We start from the raw sequence: 18,057 nt of genomic DNA, 5'->3' as shown, positions 1-18,057 counted from the left end.
GGTTGCAGTGATTTTTATAGCATCTAGTTGCGTGCCTATGCCCGACTTAGGAACAATCTATTGCAAAATGTTGAAAAGTACTGCATTATCTCGAACACAGTTTTAAGTAATCACCCAAAAAAATGTCATTTACACACGCTTACTTTTATTTTTACTTTAGCTATTCCAGCCCCACGGCGGTGAAAAGCGGTAAGCGTTCGTAATAACAGAACAAACCCACATTTCAAAAAAACCGCCCACGATGGCGGTTTTTTTTTATCCGATCACTTTTAAGCCAGGAGAAAAACATGCCACGCACCGACGACTTGCGCATACGAGAAATGAAAGAATTAACACCACCATCCCATTTGATCCGTGAATTCGGATGCACTGAAAAAGGTGCTACAACTGCCGCCGATTCACGTATCGCGCTGCATCGTATTTTGCACGGTCAGGACGATCGCTTAATGGTGGTGATCGGACCTTGTTCGATTCACGATACCAAGGCGGCAATGGAATACGCGCATCTGTTGGTCGCAGCACGGGATCGCTTGAAGGGTGAGTTGGAAATCGTCATGCGCGTGTATTTCGAAAAACCACGGACCACGGTTGGCTGGAAAGGTCTGATCAATGACCCGTACATGGATAACAGTTTCCGTATCAACGACGGTCTGCGTATGGCCCGTGAATTGTTGTTGAATATCAATGAGCTGGGTTTGCCTGCCGGTACGGAATTCCTTGATGTTATCAGCCCGCAGTACATTGCTGACCTGATCAGCTGGGGCGCGATTGGTGCACGGACTACGGAATCGCAAGTGCATCGTGAGCTGGCTTCCGGTTTGTCTTGCCCGGTTGGCTTCAAAAACGGCACGGACGGCAACGTCAAAATTGCAGTAGACGCCATGAAGGCAGCATCGCAGCCGCATCACTTTTTGTCGGTCACTAAAGGCGGTCATTCTGCGATTGTGTCGACTAACGGAAATGAAGATTGCCACATCATTCTGCGCGGTGGTAAAGCGCCGAATTATGATGCTGCCAGTGTGGATGCTGCTTGCAAAGACATCTCCGCGAACGGTTTGGCACAACGCCTGATGATTGATGCTTCCCACGCGAATAGCTCTAAGAAGCCAGAAAATCAAATTCCGGTATGCGCTGATATCGCTAGTCAAATCGCTGCTGGCGATGACCGCATCGTCGGCGTGATGATTGAATCCCATTTGGTCGCAGGTCGTCAAGATCTGGTGCCGGGCAAGGAATTAACCTATGGCCAATCGGTCACCGACGGCTGCATTAGCTGGGATCAAAGTATTGCCGTGCTGGATGGCTTGGCCGAAGCAGTGAAGCAACGCCGTATTTTGAAAAGCGTGGCATAGCTGTCGCAATCGGGCGGCATTTTATATCGTCCATTGTCATAAAAAGGGCCTGTTCAGTTATCTGAGCAGGCCCTTTTTTGTGATTTGATATTCGTATCGCGCTGCTGATTTTATCCGTCAATTAGTGCTGAAAAATCTCGCGTTTTGGCTTCGCTTAATAGTTGATAAGAACTGCCGAAGACTTAGCTAAGATTAAGCGTCAAAGATATCAAAAACGTTTGGTTAGCACCATCATGTCGCCTTCGCGCTTCATCTCCGTACGATTCAGAAATGACATGCCTAGCAATATCATTGGCAAGCCAGTTTCCAGTACAGATGCATCGACTTGCGATAATTCGATGTCGCCGACTTTAACCGAATTGAGGCGGACAGTGTAAGCAGTGGTCACACCATTGGCGGTGCTCATACTTGTTTTTTGCCCTTTTTTATAGTCGATGCCGAGCCGGATCGCATCGTCTGCCGGCAATGCAATCACGGTTGCGCCGGTGTCGACCATCATCGTCACTATGCCGCCGTTGATTTGACCTTGCGCGATGAAATGACCTGCGCCATTGACCTTTAACGTTGCACTGGCGTTGGCACTGGGTGCACTGCGGCTGACGAACTCGCCAATACGGATTACCTGGACTTTGCCTTTTACGACCAGGGTTGCAGTCTCATTGGTGGCCCCGGTTAGGCGGACTTCTCCACCGATTTTGTCACCGACGGAATAGGTCTTGGGTTGTGCGCCATCAATGACCAACACCGCTTTGCCGGGAAACAGTCCAACTACGCCGATATCGATGGCGAACGCGGCAGTGGTTGTGCCAAATAATGTCGCGGCGATACAGATAGTCAGAGGGCGTAGGCGCATTGCGGTTAAGGCTTTACAGAAATGGGGTTAGCTAACAAAAATACCTAGAAAAGGAGGGCGCCAAATTTTCCTCCATCAAGAATAGTCAAACTGCGGCTATTTTTTTTACTAGTCGCGAAAGTTATTGAATTCTAGTGGTAAGTCAGCTGCTTCCTTGCGCAGTAGCGCTATTGCATCTTGCAGAATGTCGCGTTTAGCGCCGGTAATGCGCACCGCATCGCCCTGAATGCTGGCCTGGACTTTCATTTTGCTGTCTTTAATGATGCGAACGATTTTTTTTGCATCGTCAGAGTCGATGCCGTTTTTGATTTTAATGACTTGCTTGACCTTGTCGCCGCCAATTTTTTCGATCTTGCCGATGTCCAGAAAGCGGATATCGACATTGCGTTTAACCAATTTATTGGTCAGCACATCGCGCACTTGCGCCAATTGGAAGTCGGAATCGGCAAACGCGGTCAGATCGCGCTCTTTTAGTTCTACGCGGGCGTCGCTGCCTTTGAAGTCGAAGCGTGTGGCAATCTCTTTGCTGGCTTGATCGACAGCATTTTTGACTTCGTTAAGATTGGCTTCTGAGACGGTATCAAATGAGGGCATTTGTGGTATTTCCTTAATGTTTTCGGGCTGAATATTCTTTTTGAGTGCTATCGATTTCAGATGCGGGGCGGGTATTCAACGAGCGCGCCGCACATAGTATCGTGCATTCTATCGAACAAAAATACCAGTGGCTATTTCCTTGGGCATTTCCTTACGTTGTCGCCATTTTTTCATTGATTGCGGGGTTGATTTTGCTGAGTAATGGCGATTTCCGTATAATCCCGAAGCTACGCCCTCAACCATTCAGTTTCCTATTTTGCCAACGGCCAATTTCCCCCTACAAACCGATTTTTCATTGCGCCGACACAACACGTTGGGGATCGATGCGATGGCACGCGCGTATTTGCCGATTTCTTCTTTGGCTGAGCTGAAGGAGATCGGGGCTGATCCGCAGTTATCGCAATGGCCCCGCTTGATTTTAGGGGGAGGGAGCAATCTGGTGCTGACCCAGAATTTCGATGGCCTGGTGTTGCATATTTGCAATCAAGGTATCGAAATCGTCGGTGAGGACGCCGATGCAACTTATGTCCGTGCAGCGGCGGGAGAAAGTTGGCACAGTCTGGTGGCGTGGACATTGGCGCAAGGACTTGGCGGTCTGGAGAATCTGTCACTCATTCCCGGTAATGTCGGTGCTGCCCCGATTCAAAATATCGGTGCCTATGGCGTCGAGATGCAGGATCGCTTTCATGCGCTGACGGCCTTCGATTTTGTTAGCGGTGAGTTGCTGACATTGGGCCATGAAGACTGCGCCTTTGCCTATCGCGACAGCATATTCAAGCATCGTTTGCGTGGCCGTGCAGTGGTGATAGATGTCACGTTCTCGCTACCTAAGCGCTGGCAAGCCAATGTGCGCTATGGCGATATTGCGCAAGAATTGAAGGAGAGGGGCATCGCTGTGCCGAATGCGCTGGACGTCAGCAATGCTGTGATCGCGATTCGAACGCGCAAACTACCCGATCCGGCGGTGATAGGAAATGCAGGTAGTTTCTTTAAAAATCCGATAGTTCCTATCGCACAGCGGGACGCATTACTGACGCAATATCCTGAGTTGGTCAGCTATCCGCAAGGCGATGGGGGTTTTAAATTGGCTGCGGGCTGGTTGATTGATCAATGCGGCTGGAAGGGAAGATCCCTCGGAGCGGTCGGGATGTATCAGAAGCAAGCGTTGGTGCTGGTCAATCTGGGTGGTGCGACAGGACAGGATGTTGTGCGGTTATCGCAAGCGGTACAGGCTGATGTGATGGCGCGTTTTGGGGTGTTATTGGAGCCTGAGCCGATTTTTGTGTGAGCGCTGATGGCATTAATTATAAAAAAGGCATTCAATTTCTTGAATGCCTTTTTTGTTTTTGCAAGAAATTACGCGTAATGACAAACGTAATTCAATGTCTCAATGGTTTCAATGTCGAAACTTGAATTTGCGGGGACAGCAAAACTATCGCCGTCAGTATATGTAGTCCAGGTTTCTTGATCTTTTTGACGCACCTTGCAAACTCCGCTGGTGACATCCATGATTTCTGCGACGCCGGTATTGAATGTCAGGATTGACGGCAAGATCACGCCAAGGGTTTTTTTAACGCCGTTTTCAAGAATGATGGTGTGTGAAACACATTTGCCATCAAAGTAGACGCTGGCTTGTTTCAGGACGGTTACGTGATCGAATTGCGCGCTCATAAAGGAAGCCTTGGAGTGATAAATGCATGGTTGGAAGAATAAAGCCCGCCCAATTATGCCAAATTTCCAGCCCAGTGTGCCTGCTTTTACGGCAGAATTTTTCTGTTAATCCAATAAAAAAGTCCCTAAAAATAGGGACTTTTTATGTTGCTTAATGGCGATCAGGCCACGTCGGTTTTACTGCCCGCGTTGATTACGTGCATTCGCTGCAATCCGCAAACGTAATGCGTTGAGCTTGATGAAACCGCCTGCATCGGCTTGATTGTATGCGCCGCCGTCTTCGTCAAAAGTAGCAATTTTCATGTCGAACAGTGAATCGGTTTTGGAATCGCGTGATACCACGATGACATTGCCTTTGTACAGTTTCAGGCGTACCCAGCCGTTGACGTTGAGTTGGGTTTGGTCGATCAGAGTTTGTAGTGCCAGGCGCTCTGGTGCCCACCAGAAACCGTTATAAATCATCGATGCGTAACGTGGCATCAAATCATCTTTCAGATGCGCGACTTCACGGTCTAGCGTGATCGACTCGATGGCGCGATGTGCGCGCAGCATGATGGTGCCGCCCGGTGTTTCATAGCAGCCACGGGATTTCATGCCGACGAAACGGTTCTCGACCAGATCCAGACGACCGATACCGTGTTTGCCGCCTAGACGGTTCAATTCTGTCAGTACGGCTGCTGGCGACAAACGCGTGCCGTTCAGTGCAACGATATCGCCTTTTTCGTATTCGATATCGAGGTATTCAGCTTGATCCGGCGCAGCTTCAGGGCTGACGGTCCAGCGCCACATGCTTTCTTCGGCTTCAGCACTTGGGTTTTCCAGATGACGGCCTTCAAAGCTGATGTGCAGCAAGTTGGCGTCCATTGAGTACGGTGCGCCGCCGTTTTTGTGTTTCATGTCGATTTCGATACCGGCATCTTGTGCGTATTGCAGCAATTTTTCACGCGACAGCAAATCCCATTCGCGCCATGGAGCGATCACTTTGACGTTTGGCATCAGCGCATAAGCGCCAAGTTCGAAACGGACTTGATCGTTGCCTTTGCCGGTTGCGCCGTGCGAGATAGTATCTGCACCGGTTTCGCGGGCGATCTCGATCAGGCGTTTTGCGATCAATGGACGCGCAATCGATGTGCCCAACAAGTATTCGCCTTCGTACACGGTATTCGCACGGAACATCGGGAAAACGAAGTCGCGCACAAATTCTTCACGGACGTCGTCGATGTAAATATTCTCTGGCTTGATGCCGAATTTCAACGCTTTTTGACGCGCCGGTTCAACTTCTTCGCCTTGGCCTAAATCGGCTGTAAAGGTGACGATTTCACATTGATAGTTATCTTGCAGCCATTTCAAAATGACTGAAGTATCCAGACCGCCGGAGTAGGCGAGAACTACTTTTTTTACGTCGCTCATGATTCGCTTTCTAATATTTCAGTGTTGTTCAGTATGCTTTTTGTATTTTCCCGGCATGACGTTTCGTTTTGCCGGTTGATAAGCCATTAAAGAATCGACTTATCTTTAACGATCTCAAGAATCGAGTTTTCCTACGACCAGGTATTCCAGCAATGCCTTCTGCACATGTAGTCGATTTTCTGCTTCGTCCCACACGACAGATTGCGGTCCATCCATGACCTCGGCGGAAACTTCTTCACCGCGGTGGGCTGGCAGGCAGTGCATGAAAAGGGCATCTGGCTGTGCGCGTGCCATTTTGGCTTGATCGACAATCCAGCCGTCGAATGCTTTCAGGCGTGCGGTGTTTTCATCTTCGTAACCCATGCTGGTCCAGACGTCTGTCGTGACCAAATGCGCGCCTTCGCAAGCGTCTGATGGGTTGGCAAATACCGTGTAATGTTTGCTATCTGCAGTGACCAATGAGTGATCGAGGTCGTAGCCTTTTGGCGTGGATATATTGACGTGAAAGCCAAATACCTGCGCAGCTTGCAACCACGAGTACAACATATTATTAGCGTCGCCGATCCAGGCCACGGTCTTGCCAGCGATGGAGCCGCGCTGTTCAATGAAGGTGAAAACATCGGCCAATACCTGGCATGGATGATATTCGTTCGTCAGACCATTGATAACAGGGACGCGGGAGTTGGCAGCAAAGCGCTCGATCACATCCTGACCGAAGGTGCGGATCATGATGACGTCGCACATGCGGGACATGACCTGTCCGGCGTCTTCTACAGGTTCACCGCGGCCAAGCTGGCTATCGCGTGTATTGAGATAAATCGCTGCGCCGCCGAGCTGATGCATACCGGCTTCGAACGACAATCGGGTACGTGTCGAGTTCTTTTCGAACACCATCACCAGCGTGCGGTCTAGCAGCGGGTGATGTGGCTCATAATTCTTAAATTTGCGTTTGATAATGCGGGTACGTTCAATCACGTACTCGTACTCATCCAGCGTAAAGTCGGAAAACTGCAGGTAGTGTTTGATTGCCATAAATGAAAACGGCGGTCAGTGTTGACCTGCCGCCGAAGTTTCTAACCCGTTCAATTATAAGGGATATTGCCCGGAAAGATACCCCGCAAAGGGGCATAATCCCTACCTTTAGACGTTTTGCTTACGCATTTTTGGCCGTAAACCCGCCGCCATCAGGGTTTACCTGACGCTGCTAATGCCGCCGTGGGGCGACCTAAGCAACAGTTTATTGACGGCTTTTTAATATAATGTTTGCGAAGATTCATGCAAGAGTTGTTTGTAAAGCTGATGGCGCATAGGCGCAATTTTTCCTTCTTGTACCGCCTCAAGAACGGCACAGCTAGGCTCGATCAGATGATGACAGTTGTAAAATTTGCATTTTCCAAGGAACGGTTCAAATTCTCGAAACGCCCGTTCCAGCATGCCTTCACTGAGTTGATACAAGCCAAATTCCTGAAATCCCGGCGAGTCGATGATGTAGGTTTCATCGTCTGTGTTCGGATTGACTTCATACAGTCTGGTGAAAGTCGTGGTGTGTTTGCCGGTATCTAACGCGGCAGAAATTTCCCGTGTGGCAATATCTGCATCCGGCACGATCAAGTTAATCAGCGATGATTTCCCCATCCCCGACTGGCCAATCAGGATGGTCGATTGGCCTTCCAGCAACGGCATCAAGGTGGCGACGGTCTGCTCAGGCAAGCCAATTGCAGATACTTCATGCACCGGATAACCAAGGCTGGCATACGGCAGCAATCGCTCCCGCGTTCTAGGAAGCGAGGCGACGATGTCGGTCTTGTTTAAGATGATATGGGCATGCACGCCAGCCGCTTCAGCTGCCACCAGCGCACGCGAAATCAGATCGTCAGAAAATCCCGGTTCGGTCGCCACCACAATAAACAATTGCGAAACGTTGGCTGCCAGCAACTTTGATTTGTACTGATCCGAGCGATATAACAGGCTACGACGCTCACCGATAGACTCAATTACGGCTTGATTTTGCGAGGTCATATTCAGATTGACCTTGTCGCCGACCGCGACATCGCTCTTCTTGCCACGGGTGACGCAATGCAGTTTTAACGATGCGCCATCGACCGTTGCCTGCACCAGATAATGGCGTCCGTGGGCGGCAATGACGACGCCGATAGCCGTCGCGTGACCGGTTTTTGCTGCTTTGCCCGGCTTCGGTTTGTAATGATCAACCATGTGCTGCGATCAATTTTGTTTCCATTAATCTTTTGATGCGGACTGCGGCGGGCGGATGCGAATCATAAAACGCCGAATGCAACGGGTCCGGGGTCAGCGTCGATGCGTTGTCCTCGTACAATTTCACCAGCGCGGCGACCAAGTCATCGGCATTGGTATATTTCGCTGCAAATGCATCTGCTTCAAATTCATGTTTGCGCGACGTGATAGAGGACAGCGGTGACAACAAAAACGTAAAAATCGGCAGTACCAGCATAAACAGAATGAGCGCCATCGCATTGTTATTCGACAAGTCAGTCAACAGCAGTGGATTAACGCCAAGGCCGGTAAAAAACCATATTTGGTGTTTCAAAAAGCCCAGCACGGCTAAAAACACCAGTGATACTGCGAAAATCACGACAATACGTTTGACGATATGTTTCAGCTTGAAATGGCCCAATTCGTGCGCCAAAACAGCTTCGATTTCATGCGGAGCCAGGCGAGCTAGCAGAGTGTCGAAAAAAACGATGCGTTTGCTGGCACCAAAACCGGAGAAATAAGCATTGCCGTGGGCGCTGCGTTTTGAGCCGTCCATGACGAACAAACCTTTAGAAGCAAAGCCGACGCGCTGCATCAAGCCTTCAATCCGTGCGCGTAAACTGTCATCCGTCAATGGCGTAAATTTATTGAACAGTGGCGCAATAACGGTAGGGAACAGTACCAGCATCAATAATTGAAAACCGCTCCAGACTAGCCACGCGTAAAACCACCATAAGTCGCCTGCTTTATCCATCAGCGTCAGGACTACCCAAACAAGTGGCAGGCCGATCACCGCGCCGATGGCGCTACTTTTTAATAAATCGAGGAAAAACAGTTTCCGGGTCATTTTATTGAAGCCATAACGGGCTTCAAGGACGAACTGTTTATAGTATTCAATTGGCAAGTCGATCGCGCCTGAGATCAGCACAAATGCCAGTAGCAAACTTAATTGATAGATCATGCCGGGGCCAGCCCAGCCAAATAACTTGGCGGAAAGCCATTGCAGGCCGCCCAGTAAAGTAAAGCCGATGAGTACTGCCGCGTTCACAAACAGGCCAAAAAGACTAAATTTAGTCTTGGCAACGGTGTAGTCTGCGGCTTTTTGATGCGCCGATAGCAGGATCTTTTCAGCGAATTCTGCCGGTACTGCGCTACGATGCTGTATTACATGGCGAATCTGACGTGAACTAAGCCAGAAGCGCACGGACAAGCTAATTGCCAAAAAAACTACAAATAATACTGAGAATGCAAGTGAAGACATGTGGGCCCTATGTGAGAAAATACGCGACTGACGACGTGAGTAAGTCGGCATAACTATTTATACGTCTTCGCCCCTCGTACAGTCGATCTGTCTGCGTCGGGGCGTCTAGTCTAAATAGTGATGCGGACTTATTTGTAACCCAAGCGCGTTTCCCAATAAATAGTAAAGAGAACAATTATGTCACAAGCTATCGACGCAACTACGCCATCCTTTACCGCCGCCGCTGTTGAAGCGCCAGTCCGCCCAAATGAGTTCAATTTGATCTGGGTCGATATGGAGATGACCGGCCTGGATCCTGACGCCGAGCGCATCATTGAAGTCGCCGTTGTTGTCACCGACCCGCAATTAAACATTTTAGCTGAGGGGCCGGTTTTTGCCATTCATCAGTCGAATGAATTTTTGGATGGCATGGATGCCTGGAACAAAGGTACGCATGGCCGCTCGGGTTTGATCGAACGCGTAAAAAACTCGACAGTAACCGAAGCCGACGCAGAAGGAGAGCTGATCGCTTTCCTGCGTAAATACGTGCCGAGCGGTAAATCACCGATGTGCGGCAATACGATCTGTCAAGATCGTCGCTTCATGGCACGTGGCATGCCTAAGCTGGAAGCATTCTTCCATTATCGTAATCTGGATGTATCGACGCTGAAAGAATTATGCCGTCGTTGGAAGCCTGAACTGGCCAGCGGTTTCAAGAAGCATCAAAAACATACTGCGTTGGCGGATATTCTGGAATCGATTGAAGAGCTGAAATACTACCGCGAGCATTTTATTAAGGAATAAACGCCGTAATTTCGATGGCCTGAATCTGCGTGCATGAAAAAAGGACGAAGTATTCTTCGTCCTTTTTTACGATATCTCAAAATAAGATGGCCGAAACCCGGCTTGCCCGATTAGTCCTCAGCAGTCCCTGCACCACAACACTTTTTGAATTTCTTACCGCTACCGCAGCCACATAAATCGTTACGACCGACTTTTGGCGTTTCGCGCTGGAGTGTTTTTACCGCAGATTTACGATTTGGCAGCCAGTAGCGATAAATTTCGGGAATCGCCGCTTCAACTTCCACCGTCAATTTGTGGCGCTGCACGGGATCTTCGCGCAACTGCATTTCTTCTTCTTCCAGCTCTTCCGCGCCTAGCAAATAAAGTGGGCGAACTACAGTCGCCAGATTTGACGTCCAGATCGGCTCCCACGCTTTAGCCCGTAGATTAATGCCTTCCCAGAAGCCCCAGGCCCACGCCTCGCCATCCAGCAGCGGCTTTCCTTCGTGCTCGAATTCGCAAAATAGCGGTTCGTATTCTTGCAGCGCGACTTCCATCGTCACGGCGATTTCGTTCATATAACGCGCGATCAGGCCGACAGTCCGCTCAAACTCTTTGTCGGATTTGAACTTCGGCGCATCTTTGAGCGATGGCCCCCACACATGCGGCAACCATTCACCCAATAAAATTTGTTCCGGGCCGACAACCAGCGCGGTCAGATAGCCGTGCAAGGTATCCATCGTCATGCTCTCTTCGCGGCAGCGATCGGAGAGCAAAAAATCGTCTAATTCATCAAATTCTTTATCTGATAGCGGTTCGTCAAGTTCCATTGTGATGCCTATTTAAAGTGTAAATGTACGTTTGAGGAGGCGGATTTTACGTTGAATGCCATCCAGCCCCGAAATAACATTAAAAATAATTGTGACTATGAAATCCTCTGCATGGCGTAAATGCAGCGTTACGCCAGCTATGCTGCGAAATTTAACTCGATACCGTTACCGGCCGGATCGCGAAAGAAAAATTGCGTTTGTCCTGTTAGGGGCACTTGCACAACCCGGTATTGCACCTGATGCGCTGCCAGTCGCGCCGCCATTTCTTCCTGATCGATGCAAGTAAAGGCAACATGATCAAAAGTGGTGGGCGCATTATTTCTGACATCGCCAGCTAATGCTTCGCTCAAATGCAAAATAGGCTGACCGCCTGCGTATAACCAATATCCGACGCTAGTGAAAGCAGGGCGCTCGCCTTGTTCTAGTCCGACAACGTCGCAATAAAAATCCCTGAGATGCCGCATCAAGGCGTGCGGCGCGCGCAGATTGTAGTGATTGAGAGCAGTGACGGGCATGAGGCAACATCCTTGTAAAAAAACAAATAGCGTGCAGCGGCAACTGATTGGTCGTTAGTTTAACGCTTTGGTGGCAAGGTCTTGCTCCGACCAGTAATTTGCATACGTCACCAAGCGCGACGGCGGATTGCGGCGGCGCAGTGTCATTCCATAATTCCATATTCCATTTTTACAGCGCCATAGTTTTAATGAGTGTAGTCCTTTCTTTAACTTCATCAGCCCACGCACCTCGGTATGTTCGTCAAAACTAAGATCGGCGCGACGATATTGCGGCTTACAATAGCTGACATGAACCTACTCACACCTGCATCATTTTCGACCCTGACGCCAGATACGGTACTGGATGCGCTTGACAGCATAGGCTTGCATGGCGATGGCCGTTTGCTGGCATTGAACAGTTATGAAAATCGCGTTTATCAGATTGGGATGGAAGACGGACCGCCGCTGGTCGCCAAGTTTTATCGACCGCAACGCTGGAGTGATGCCGCGATTTTAGAAGAGCATGCCTTTGTAGAAGAGCTGGTTGAGCGCGAAATTCCGGTCGTGTCTGCGTCTGCCAGCGCCGATGGCAGCACTTTGCATCAGTTTAATGGTTTTAGATTCGCGGTTTTCCCGCGCCATGGTGGCCGTTCGCCAGAGCTGGAAGATAGCGCAACACTGGAATGGCTAGGCCGCTTTATGGGGCGGATTCATGCGGTAGGGCAGCTCAAGAATTTTCAGCGTCGACCCACGTTGGATATCATGACTTTCGGCACCGAGCCAAGTAATTATTTGCTCGAAAGCGGCTTCGTACCAGAGGATTTGCTGGCGGCCTATCGCAGTACGGTAACGCAGGCGCTGGAAGGCGTGCGGCGCTGTTTTGATCGCGCTGGCGATGTTCGCGCATTGCGTTTGCATGGCGATTGCCATGGCAGCAACGTGCTCTGGACCGATGCGGGGCCGCATTTTGTGGATTTTGACGATAGCCGCATGGGACCGGCGGTGCAGGATTTATGGATGCTGTTGTCAGGCGAGCGCCAGGATATGGTGCGGCAATTGGCGGACCTGTTGGCTGGCTATGAGGATTTCTGTGATTTCGATCCGCGTGAACTACATCTGATTGAAGCGTTGCGGACTTTGCGCCTGATTCATTATTCTGCCTGGATAGCACGGCGCTGGGATGATCCCGCGTTTTTAGTCGCTTTTCCATGGTTTAACACGCAGCGTTATTGGCAGGATCGGGTGTTGGAATTGCGCGAACAGATTGCGCTGATGGATGAGCCGCCATTGTGGCCGTCTTAAACTGATCTCCTTTTTTGCATCAAGGCACAATATCGAAAGAAAAATAATGACTCAAATAATGCAGAAAACCCATCAATTAACGCCGGAGCTGGCCTCAAGCTTCGCCAATATGGTGCTTGGTCATTTGACGCAAGAGTATCCAAACAAGCTCACGCATTCGCTCAACAGCGCCGCAGATGTGCAAAGCCCGCGTGCGTTATATCCGATTTTTTACGGCAGTTACGACTGGCATTCTTGCGTGCATGGTTATTGGTTGCTGGTGCGCTTGTTGGATCGCTATCCTGATTTGCCAGAAGCAGCGGCGATTCGTGCGGTATTTGATCGCCAGTTGACTGAGGCAAATGTCAAAGGCGAACTAGCCTATCTGGCAGCACCGTCACGCGCTGGCTTTGAACGTCCTTATGGCTGGGGCTGGTTGCTGGCTTTGCAGTCAGCATTGGCAAAATTGGATAGCGCTGATGGTCAACGTTGGGCTAAAACTCTGGCGCCATTGGCCGATGCTTTTGCCGCGCTGTTCGTCAATTTTTTACCGAAAGCGACTTATCCGGTGCGGGTCGGCACGCATTTCAATACCGCCTTTGCGATGACGCTGGCGCTGGAATATGCGCGTACGAATGATGATCCCACTTTGGAGGCATTAATCTGCGCATCGGCGCGACGCTGGCATACGCAGGACGTGGATTGTCAGGCATGGGAACCAAGCGGCGACGAATTTCTATCGCCAGCGTTAATGGTGGCAGAACTGATGCGACAGGTTTTATCTGTGGAGGAATTTAAAGGGTGGTTCACGGCGTTCCTGCCAAGGCTGGCCCAGCGTCAACCCGCTACTTTATTCATCCCGGCGACCGTCACTGACCGCAGTGATGGCAAAATCGCCCACCTGGATGGCCTTAACTTCAGCCGCGCATGGTGCCAGCGTTCAATAGCGCGGGCGTTGCCTGCTGACGACGCCCGCACTGCAATCTTGATGGCCGCTGCCGACGATCATTTTGCCAGCGCCATTGCCCATATTTCGGGCGATTACATGGGCGAACATTGGCTAGGGACATTCGCCTTATTAGCATTAGAAGCTTAAGCCGACGTCACCATTTTTTGCGTCATTAGCTGCCAGACCCCACTGCCAGACCACGGCGCAGGTCTGGCAGTAAAGCGCTGCTAAAGGGCATAGACAAATTATCCTGTTCGACCATCTCAGCCAGTCGGAGGTGTGTTCTCAATGCGCTGACGATTTAGAAAACACATTGAGTACCACCACGCCAGCCACGATCAGTCCGATTCCTATCAGCGCCGGTGTATCCAGTGTTTGCTTGAACACGAACCAGCCTATCAGCGCAATCAGTGCAATCCCAATCCCCGACCACATCGCATACACCACCGCGACCGGCAACGTGCGTAGCGTCAACGACAAAAAGTAAAATGCAATCAGATAACCGATGACAACAAGGATGGAGGGCATCAATCGGGTGAACTCGTTACTCGCTTTTAAGGCGCTGGTAGCGATAACTTCTGCAACGATAGCAATACCTAAATATAACCAATGCATTTTTTTCCTTTTATGCCACTGCTGACATTGTTGGTATAAAACTTTACAAGCATTAAAAATCTTCTCAGCTGACCTCAACAGCATGTCGAGGACAATCATAGGCGATCGATCAGCATCTCCCCTGTAATCGTCGTCAGAGTGCACCATAGCAAAAAAATCAAACATTTGTGTTGCCGTAATGCACTTAATGGCTGAAGCAAAGGAAATTGACAGCGCACAACACAGCAGCGGAAGATAGGTATCGACCATGATGCTATTGGGAATCATTCGTATTTGAGATATAGTTCTTCAATCTCGTCCGCGTCGTTATGTTTAGGCGCGCCTATTTTTGGAGCTGTCTGAAATGCAAATTCAAGCAATTGAAACGATGGGCCTCCATATCGAGGCGGGCTTCCCCCTCCGCGTCCGTGCAGTGGTGCCCGGCATTAATGTCGCTGACCTTTTACCGCAGCTGCACGCGTTAGTAGAGACGCATCTGCTAGAGGCCGGTGCGATTTTATTTACCGGATTCAGCATCGGCGGGGCCGCAGGGTTTAAAGACTTTGCGCGCTCGTTTGGTCATCCTCTGCTGAATTATGAATGTGGTGCCACGCCGCGCAGCAAGGTCGGTGGCGGCATTTATACTTTTACTGAATATCCGGCGCATCAGCCTATCCCGCTGCACAACGCGCAAGCTTATACACGCGAATGGCCAATGAAACTATGGCTGTATTGCGACCTTGCTGCACGCGCTGGCGGTGATGCAGCAATTGCTGATAGCCGTGCCGTGTATCGCGATATTGCCCCTGAAATCCGCCAGCGCTTTATCGAAAAAGGTCTGATGTACGTGCGGAATTACGGCAACGGGCTGGATTTGCCATGGCAGCGCGTATTCAATACCGATAGCCAGGCAGAAGTAGAGGCTTATTGCCAGCAGCAGGGTATTGCGTTTGAGTGGATAGACGATGGTGAATTGCGAACCTGCCAACGCTGCAAAGCAGTCGCACAGCATCCGGTCACAGGCGAAGCAGTCTGGTTTAATCAGGCGCATTTATTTCATCTTTCTACGCTGGATGCGGAGGCACGCGCATTATTACTCGACAGTGTTGGTCAGCAAAATTTGCCGCGCAATGTCTATTACGGCGATGGCAGCCAGATTGCCGATGCGGAACTGGACCATGTCCGCGCCATTCTGGACAAGCACAAAGTAGTGTTGCCGTGGCAGCAGGGTGACGTACTGATGCTCGATAACATGCTAGCCGCGCATGCCCGTGCACCCTTTAAAGGCCCGCGTAAAGTGATTGTGGCGATGGCCGATTCTATGTCGGTGCATGATGGCGGTTCAATCGGCTAAATCGATTTCAGCAAACAATTCCGTCACAAAATCGACAAACACACGGATCTTGGCGGACAACTGATGGCTGTGGTGATACAGCACTGATACCGGTGGCCCGGCCGTACTCCAGTCTGTCAGCACCGGCGTCAGCAAGCCGCTACGAATCGCCGGGTTGAGCGACAGCGACAACAATTGCACAATCCCGGCACCACTACTGGCAGCATGGATCAATGATTCTGCGTGATTGATTGAAATGCTGGTTTGCGGCGTCCATTCAATTTGCTGCTTACCTTTACTGAAAGTCCACGGCACATTTTGACCAGTACTGGGATGGATAAAGGACAGGCACTGAAAGCGCGTCAAATCCTGCGGCGTGGCCGGGATGCCATGACGCCGCAGGAAGTCCGGCGCAGCACAGCAAATATTTTTGGTTTGATATACCCGCCGCGCCACCATGCTGGAATCTTTTAGTTCACCGATACGCATCCAGACATCGCCCCGCCCCTCTACCATATCCACCATCCGATCACTGACATTCACCCGCAATGTCAGGTCAGGATAACGGGCGGTAAAACGCGATAATGCCGGTGCAAGATAAATCCGACTGATCACGGTCGGAACATCAATCCGCAAAACGCCTTGTGGCGTTGCGCGTGAACCCTGCAATGTATCTTCCAATTCAATCATGTCGCCCAGTAACCGCTGCGCCCGTTGATAACAGCGATGGCCGTCATCGGTCAGCGACAATTTACGCGTCGTCCGATTTAAAAGACGGACGCCAAAATGTCTTTCCAAACTAGCGATATGATTGGTAATCGATGCATTCGATAGTTCCAATTGTTCGGCAGCGCGGCTAAAGCTATTCAGCTCAACGACCTGACAAAATACACGTAATGATTCGAGGCGATCCATAGATTGACGCGCTATTCGCTATTATTTAGTAATGTTAAAAAATGATTTTAATTATTATCTATTTTTCTGTAAATGAAAAATGTGCATAATGCGTAAAAGCCATGCGGATGATGCCGCAAAACAACCTACGGTTTTCCTCGAATAACGCATCAGGAGACGAAGAATGTCCGAATCAAAGCCCGCGTCCGCCCAGAACGATCTTGAGCGCTATCAATATCAATCGGGATTTTGCAATGACTTCGCCACTGAAGCGTTGCCCGGTGCGCTGCCAGCTGGCCAGAATTCGCCTCAAAAAGTCGCCTATGGCCTGTATGCCGAGCAACTTTCCGGCACCGCCTTTACCGCGCCGCGCGCCCACAATCGTCGGTCATGGCTATACCGTATACGTCCCGGTGCCATGCATCACGCCTTTCAGCCACTTGCGCATGGCGTGCAGGGCTTATTCCGCAGCGCACCCTTTAATGAAGTTGCCGCTTCGCCTAACCAACTACGCTGGGATCCGTTGCCGTTGCTTGCCTCGGCGCAAGCGACCGATTTTGTCGATGGTTTAACCACCATTGCAGGGAATGGCGACGCGGCAGGGCAGGTCGGCATAGGGATACATTTGTATGTCGCCAATCGCTCGATGCAGGACCGTTTTTTTTATGATGCTGATGGTGAGTTGCTGATTGTGCCGCAGCAAGGGCGCTTGCTGGCGCATACCGAATTCGGCGTACTGGCGGTTAAACCGGGTGAAATTTTAATCATCCCGCGCGGTGTGCGCTTTAGGATGGTGCTGCCGGATGGCGAAGCCCGTGGGTATATCTGCGAAAATTACGGCGCACAATTCGAGTTGCCGGAACTGGGGCCGATTGGCTCCAACGGCCTGGCGAATGCACGTGATTTTTTAGCACCGATCGCTGCTTTTGAGGATCGCGAAGGCGATTTTGAATTGGTAGCAAAGTTTGGCGGTCAGTTATGGTCGGCGGCGATTGGCCATTCACCGCTGGACGTGGTCGCGTGGCATGGTAATTACACGCCTTACAAGTATGATTTAAGTCATTTCAATACGATTAACACGGTCAGTTTCGATCATCCCGATCCGTCCATTTTTACGGTACTGACATCGCCGTCCGGCTTGGCAGGCACCGCCAATGTTGATTTTGTGATTTTTCCGCCGCGCTGGATGGTCGCTGAAAACACCTTCAGACCACCATGGTTTCACCGCAATATCATGAGTGAATACATGGGCCTGATTCATGGTGCGTATGATGCCAAAGCAGAAGGTTTCGCGCCCGGCGGGGGCAGTCTGCATAATTGCATGACAGGTCATGGTCCCGATGCTGCAACTTTTGAAAAAGCCAGCGCTGCAACATTAGCGCCGCACCGCATCGACAATACTTTAGCCTTCATGTTTGAAAGCCGTTACGTGATTCACCCGACGCGTTTTGCGCTCGATACACCACTGCTGCAAAAGGACTATCTGACTTGCTGGCACGGACTAAAAAAGAATTTTACCGGGCAACCGTAAGTGTCACTCAAACGCA

18 protein-coding genes are annotated in these 18,057 nt (G+C 50.4%); 7 read left to right on the top strand and 11 right to left on the bottom strand.

Annotated elements, in window-relative coordinates; all coding sequences use genetic code 11:
- The first annotated feature begins 287 nt into the window (after positions 1-287).
- Positions 288-1,352, top strand: a complete 1,065-nt coding sequence (gene aroG / locus C7W93_RS22490) for a 3-deoxy-7-phosphoheptulonate synthase AroG (protein WP_108442559.1) — start codon at positions 288-290, stop codon at positions 1,350-1,352.
- A 208-nt stretch (positions 1,353-1,560) separates the two neighbouring features.
- Here the strand turns inward: aroG and C7W93_RS22485 are convergent, their stop codons facing one another.
- A complete protein-coding gene (locus C7W93_RS22485; protein WP_108442558.1) occupies positions 1,561-2,205 on the bottom strand; it encodes a TIGR02281 family clan AA aspartic protease in 645 nt (214 codons plus the stop codon).
- A gap of 108 nt (positions 2,206-2,313) precedes the next feature.
- Positions 2,314-2,799: a YajQ family cyclic di-GMP-binding protein gene (locus C7W93_RS22480; RefSeq protein WP_108442557.1), complete on the bottom strand. Its 486-nt coding sequence runs from the start codon at positions 2,797-2,799 to the stop codon at positions 2,314-2,316.
- A 256-nt stretch (positions 2,800-3,055) separates the two neighbouring features.
- On the opposite strand from C7W93_RS22480, the gene murB reads away from it, so the two are divergent.
- Entirely contained in the window at positions 3,056-4,087 is a 1,032-nt protein-coding gene (murB, locus tag C7W93_RS22475; protein ID WP_108442556.1) for a UDP-N-acetylmuramate dehydrogenase, read from the top strand.
- A 68-nt stretch (positions 4,088-4,155) separates the two neighbouring features.
- On the opposite strand, the gene C7W93_RS22470 is transcribed toward murB, so the two are convergent.
- The 5 genes from C7W93_RS22470 to C7W93_RS22450 form a co-directional block, all read right to left on the bottom strand.
- Positions 4,156-4,470, bottom strand: coding sequence for a pyrimidine/purine nucleoside phosphorylase (locus tag C7W93_RS22470; protein ID WP_108442555.1), 315 nt, complete (start codon positions 4,468-4,470; stop codon positions 4,156-4,158).
- A gap of 177 nt (positions 4,471-4,647) precedes the next feature.
- Complete coding sequence (locus tag C7W93_RS22465; protein ID WP_108442554.1) at positions 4,648-5,880, bottom strand: argininosuccinate synthase; 1,233 nt, start codon at positions 5,878-5,880, stop codon at positions 4,648-4,650.
- A 114-nt stretch (positions 5,881-5,994) separates the two neighbouring features.
- Positions 5,995-6,912, bottom strand: a complete 918-nt coding sequence (gene argF / locus C7W93_RS22460) for an ornithine carbamoyltransferase (protein ID WP_108442553.1) — start codon at positions 6,910-6,912, stop codon at positions 5,995-5,997.
- Positions 6,913-7,131: 219 nt separating this feature from the next.
- Positions 7,132-8,094, bottom strand: coding sequence for a ribosome small subunit-dependent GTPase A (gene rsgA, locus C7W93_RS22455; RefSeq protein WP_108442552.1), 963 nt, complete (start codon positions 8,092-8,094; stop codon positions 7,132-7,134).
- Positions 8,087-9,373, bottom strand: a complete 1,287-nt coding sequence (locus tag C7W93_RS22450; protein ID WP_108442551.1) for a M48 family metallopeptidase — start codon at positions 9,371-9,373, stop codon at positions 8,087-8,089. The genes rsgA and C7W93_RS22450 overlap by 8 nt, the downstream gene beginning before the upstream one ends.
- A gap of 177 nt (positions 9,374-9,550) precedes the next feature.
- Between C7W93_RS22450 and orn the strand changes: the two genes are divergently transcribed.
- Positions 9,551-10,156: an oligoribonuclease gene (orn, locus tag C7W93_RS22445; RefSeq protein WP_108442550.1), complete on the top strand. Its 606-nt coding sequence runs from the start codon at positions 9,551-9,553 to the stop codon at positions 10,154-10,156.
- Positions 10,157-10,266: 110 nt separating this feature from the next.
- On the opposite strand, the gene C7W93_RS22440 is transcribed toward orn, so the two are convergent.
- On the bottom strand, positions 10,267-10,965 hold the full coding sequence (locus C7W93_RS22440; RefSeq protein ID WP_108442549.1) for a UPF0149 family protein: 699 nt from the start codon (positions 10,963-10,965) through the stop codon (positions 10,267-10,269).
- A 137-nt stretch (positions 10,966-11,102) separates the two neighbouring features.
- Positions 11,103-11,480 (bottom strand): VOC family protein, encoded by a 378-nt coding sequence (locus C7W93_RS22435; protein ID WP_108442548.1) that lies wholly within the window; start codon positions 11,478-11,480, stop codon positions 11,103-11,105.
- 288 nt (positions 11,481-11,768) lie between these two features.
- Here C7W93_RS22435 and C7W93_RS22430 point away from each other — a divergent pair, with 288 nt between their 5' ends.
- Complete coding sequence (locus C7W93_RS22430; RefSeq protein WP_108442695.1) at positions 11,769-12,761, top strand: serine/threonine protein kinase; 993 nt, start codon at positions 11,769-11,771, stop codon at positions 12,759-12,761.
- Positions 12,762-12,807: 46 nt separating this feature from the next.
- Positions 12,808-13,836 carry a DUF2891 domain-containing protein gene (locus C7W93_RS22425; RefSeq protein ID WP_108442547.1) on the top strand — a complete coding sequence of 343 codons (1,029 nt, stop codon included), beginning with the start codon at positions 12,808-12,810 and terminating at the stop codon, positions 13,834-13,836.
- A gap of 138 nt (positions 13,837-13,974) precedes the next feature.
- On the opposite strand, the gene C7W93_RS22420 is transcribed toward C7W93_RS22425, so the two are convergent.
- Positions 13,975-14,304, bottom strand: a complete 330-nt coding sequence (locus tag C7W93_RS22420; RefSeq protein ID WP_108442694.1) for a multidrug efflux SMR transporter — start codon at positions 14,302-14,304, stop codon at positions 13,975-13,977.
- Positions 14,305-14,647: 343 nt separating this feature from the next.
- Between C7W93_RS22420 and C7W93_RS22415 the strand changes: the two genes are divergently transcribed.
- Entirely contained in the window at positions 14,648-15,637 is a 990-nt protein-coding gene (locus C7W93_RS22415) for a TauD/TfdA family dioxygenase (protein ID WP_108442546.1), read from the top strand.
- Here C7W93_RS22415 and C7W93_RS22410 read toward each other — a convergent pair.
- Positions 15,626-16,531: a LysR family transcriptional regulator gene (locus C7W93_RS22410; RefSeq protein WP_108442545.1), complete on the bottom strand. Its 906-nt coding sequence runs from the start codon at positions 16,529-16,531 to the stop codon at positions 15,626-15,628. The two genes, C7W93_RS22415 and C7W93_RS22410, sit on opposite strands and share 12 nt — an antisense overlap.
- A 163-nt stretch (positions 16,532-16,694) precedes the next feature.
- Between C7W93_RS22410 and hmgA the strand changes: the two genes are divergently transcribed.
- Positions 16,695-18,041 carry a homogentisate 1,2-dioxygenase gene (gene hmgA / locus C7W93_RS22405; protein WP_108442544.1) on the top strand — a complete coding sequence of 449 codons (1,347 nt, stop codon included), beginning with the start codon at positions 16,695-16,697 and terminating at the stop codon, positions 18,039-18,041.
- Positions 18,042-18,057: the final 16 nt, after the last annotated feature.

This window comes from Glaciimonas sp. PCH181 (genome assembly GCF_003056055.1).
GTDB lineage: Bacteria > Pseudomonadota > Gammaproteobacteria > Burkholderiales > Burkholderiaceae_D > Glaciimonas.
Note: the sequence above shows the minus strand (reverse complement) of the source record. Positions and strands in the feature narration are given on the sequence as shown.

Excerpts from the sequence above, each read along its gene's own strand:
- hmgA (WP_108442544.1), top strand. The coding sequence starts at position 16,695 with ATGTCCGAATCAAAGCCCGCGTCCGCCCAGAACGATCTTGAGCGCTAT.
- orn (WP_108442550.1), top strand. The coding sequence starts at position 9,551 with ATGTCACAAGCTATCGACGCAACTACGCCATCCTTTACCGCCGCCGCT.
- C7W93_RS22450 (WP_108442551.1), bottom strand. The coding sequence starts at position 9,373 with ATGTCTTCACTTGCATTCTCAGTATTATTTGTAGTTTTTTTGGCAATT.
- C7W93_RS22410 (WP_108442545.1), bottom strand. The coding sequence starts at position 16,531 with ATGGATCGCCTCGAATCATTACGTGTATTTTGTCAGGTCGTTGAGCTG.
- C7W93_RS22480 (WP_108442557.1), bottom strand. The coding sequence starts at position 2,799 with ATGCCCTCATTTGATACCGTCTCAGAAGCCAATCTTAACGAAGTCAAA.
- rsgA (WP_108442552.1), bottom strand. The coding sequence starts at position 8,094 with ATGGTTGATCATTACAAACCGAAGCCGGGCAAAGCAGCAAAAACCGGT.
- C7W93_RS22485 (WP_108442558.1), bottom strand. The coding sequence starts at position 2,205 with ATGCGCCTACGCCCTCTGACTATCTGTATCGCCGCGACATTATTTGGC.
- C7W93_RS22470 (WP_108442555.1), bottom strand. The coding sequence starts at position 4,470 with ATGAGCGCGCAATTCGATCACGTAACCGTCCTGAAACAAGCCAGCGTC.
- C7W93_RS22465 (WP_108442554.1), bottom strand. The coding sequence starts at position 5,880 with ATGAGCGACGTAAAAAAAGTAGTTCTCGCCTACTCCGGCGGTCTGGAT.
- aroG (WP_108442559.1), top strand. The coding sequence starts at position 288 with ATGCCACGCACCGACGACTTGCGCATACGAGAAATGAAAGAATTAACA.
- C7W93_RS22440 (WP_108442549.1), bottom strand. The coding sequence starts at position 10,965 with ATGGAACTTGACGAACCGCTATCAGATAAAGAATTTGATGAATTAGAC.
- C7W93_RS22435 (WP_108442548.1), bottom strand. The coding sequence starts at position 11,480 with ATGCCCGTCACTGCTCTCAATCACTACAATCTGCGCGCGCCGCACGCC.
- C7W93_RS22415 (WP_108442546.1), top strand. The coding sequence starts at position 14,648 with ATGCAAATTCAAGCAATTGAAACGATGGGCCTCCATATCGAGGCGGGC.
- C7W93_RS22430 (WP_108442695.1), top strand. The coding sequence starts at position 11,769 with ATGAACCTACTCACACCTGCATCATTTTCGACCCTGACGCCAGATACG.
- argF (WP_108442553.1), bottom strand. The coding sequence starts at position 6,912 with ATGGCAATCAAACACTACCTGCAGTTTTCCGACTTTACGCTGGATGAG.
- C7W93_RS22425 (WP_108442547.1), top strand. The coding sequence starts at position 12,808 with ATGACTCAAATAATGCAGAAAACCCATCAATTAACGCCGGAGCTGGCC.
- C7W93_RS22420 (WP_108442694.1), bottom strand. The coding sequence starts at position 14,304 with ATGCATTGGTTATATTTAGGTATTGCTATCGTTGCAGAAGTTATCGCT.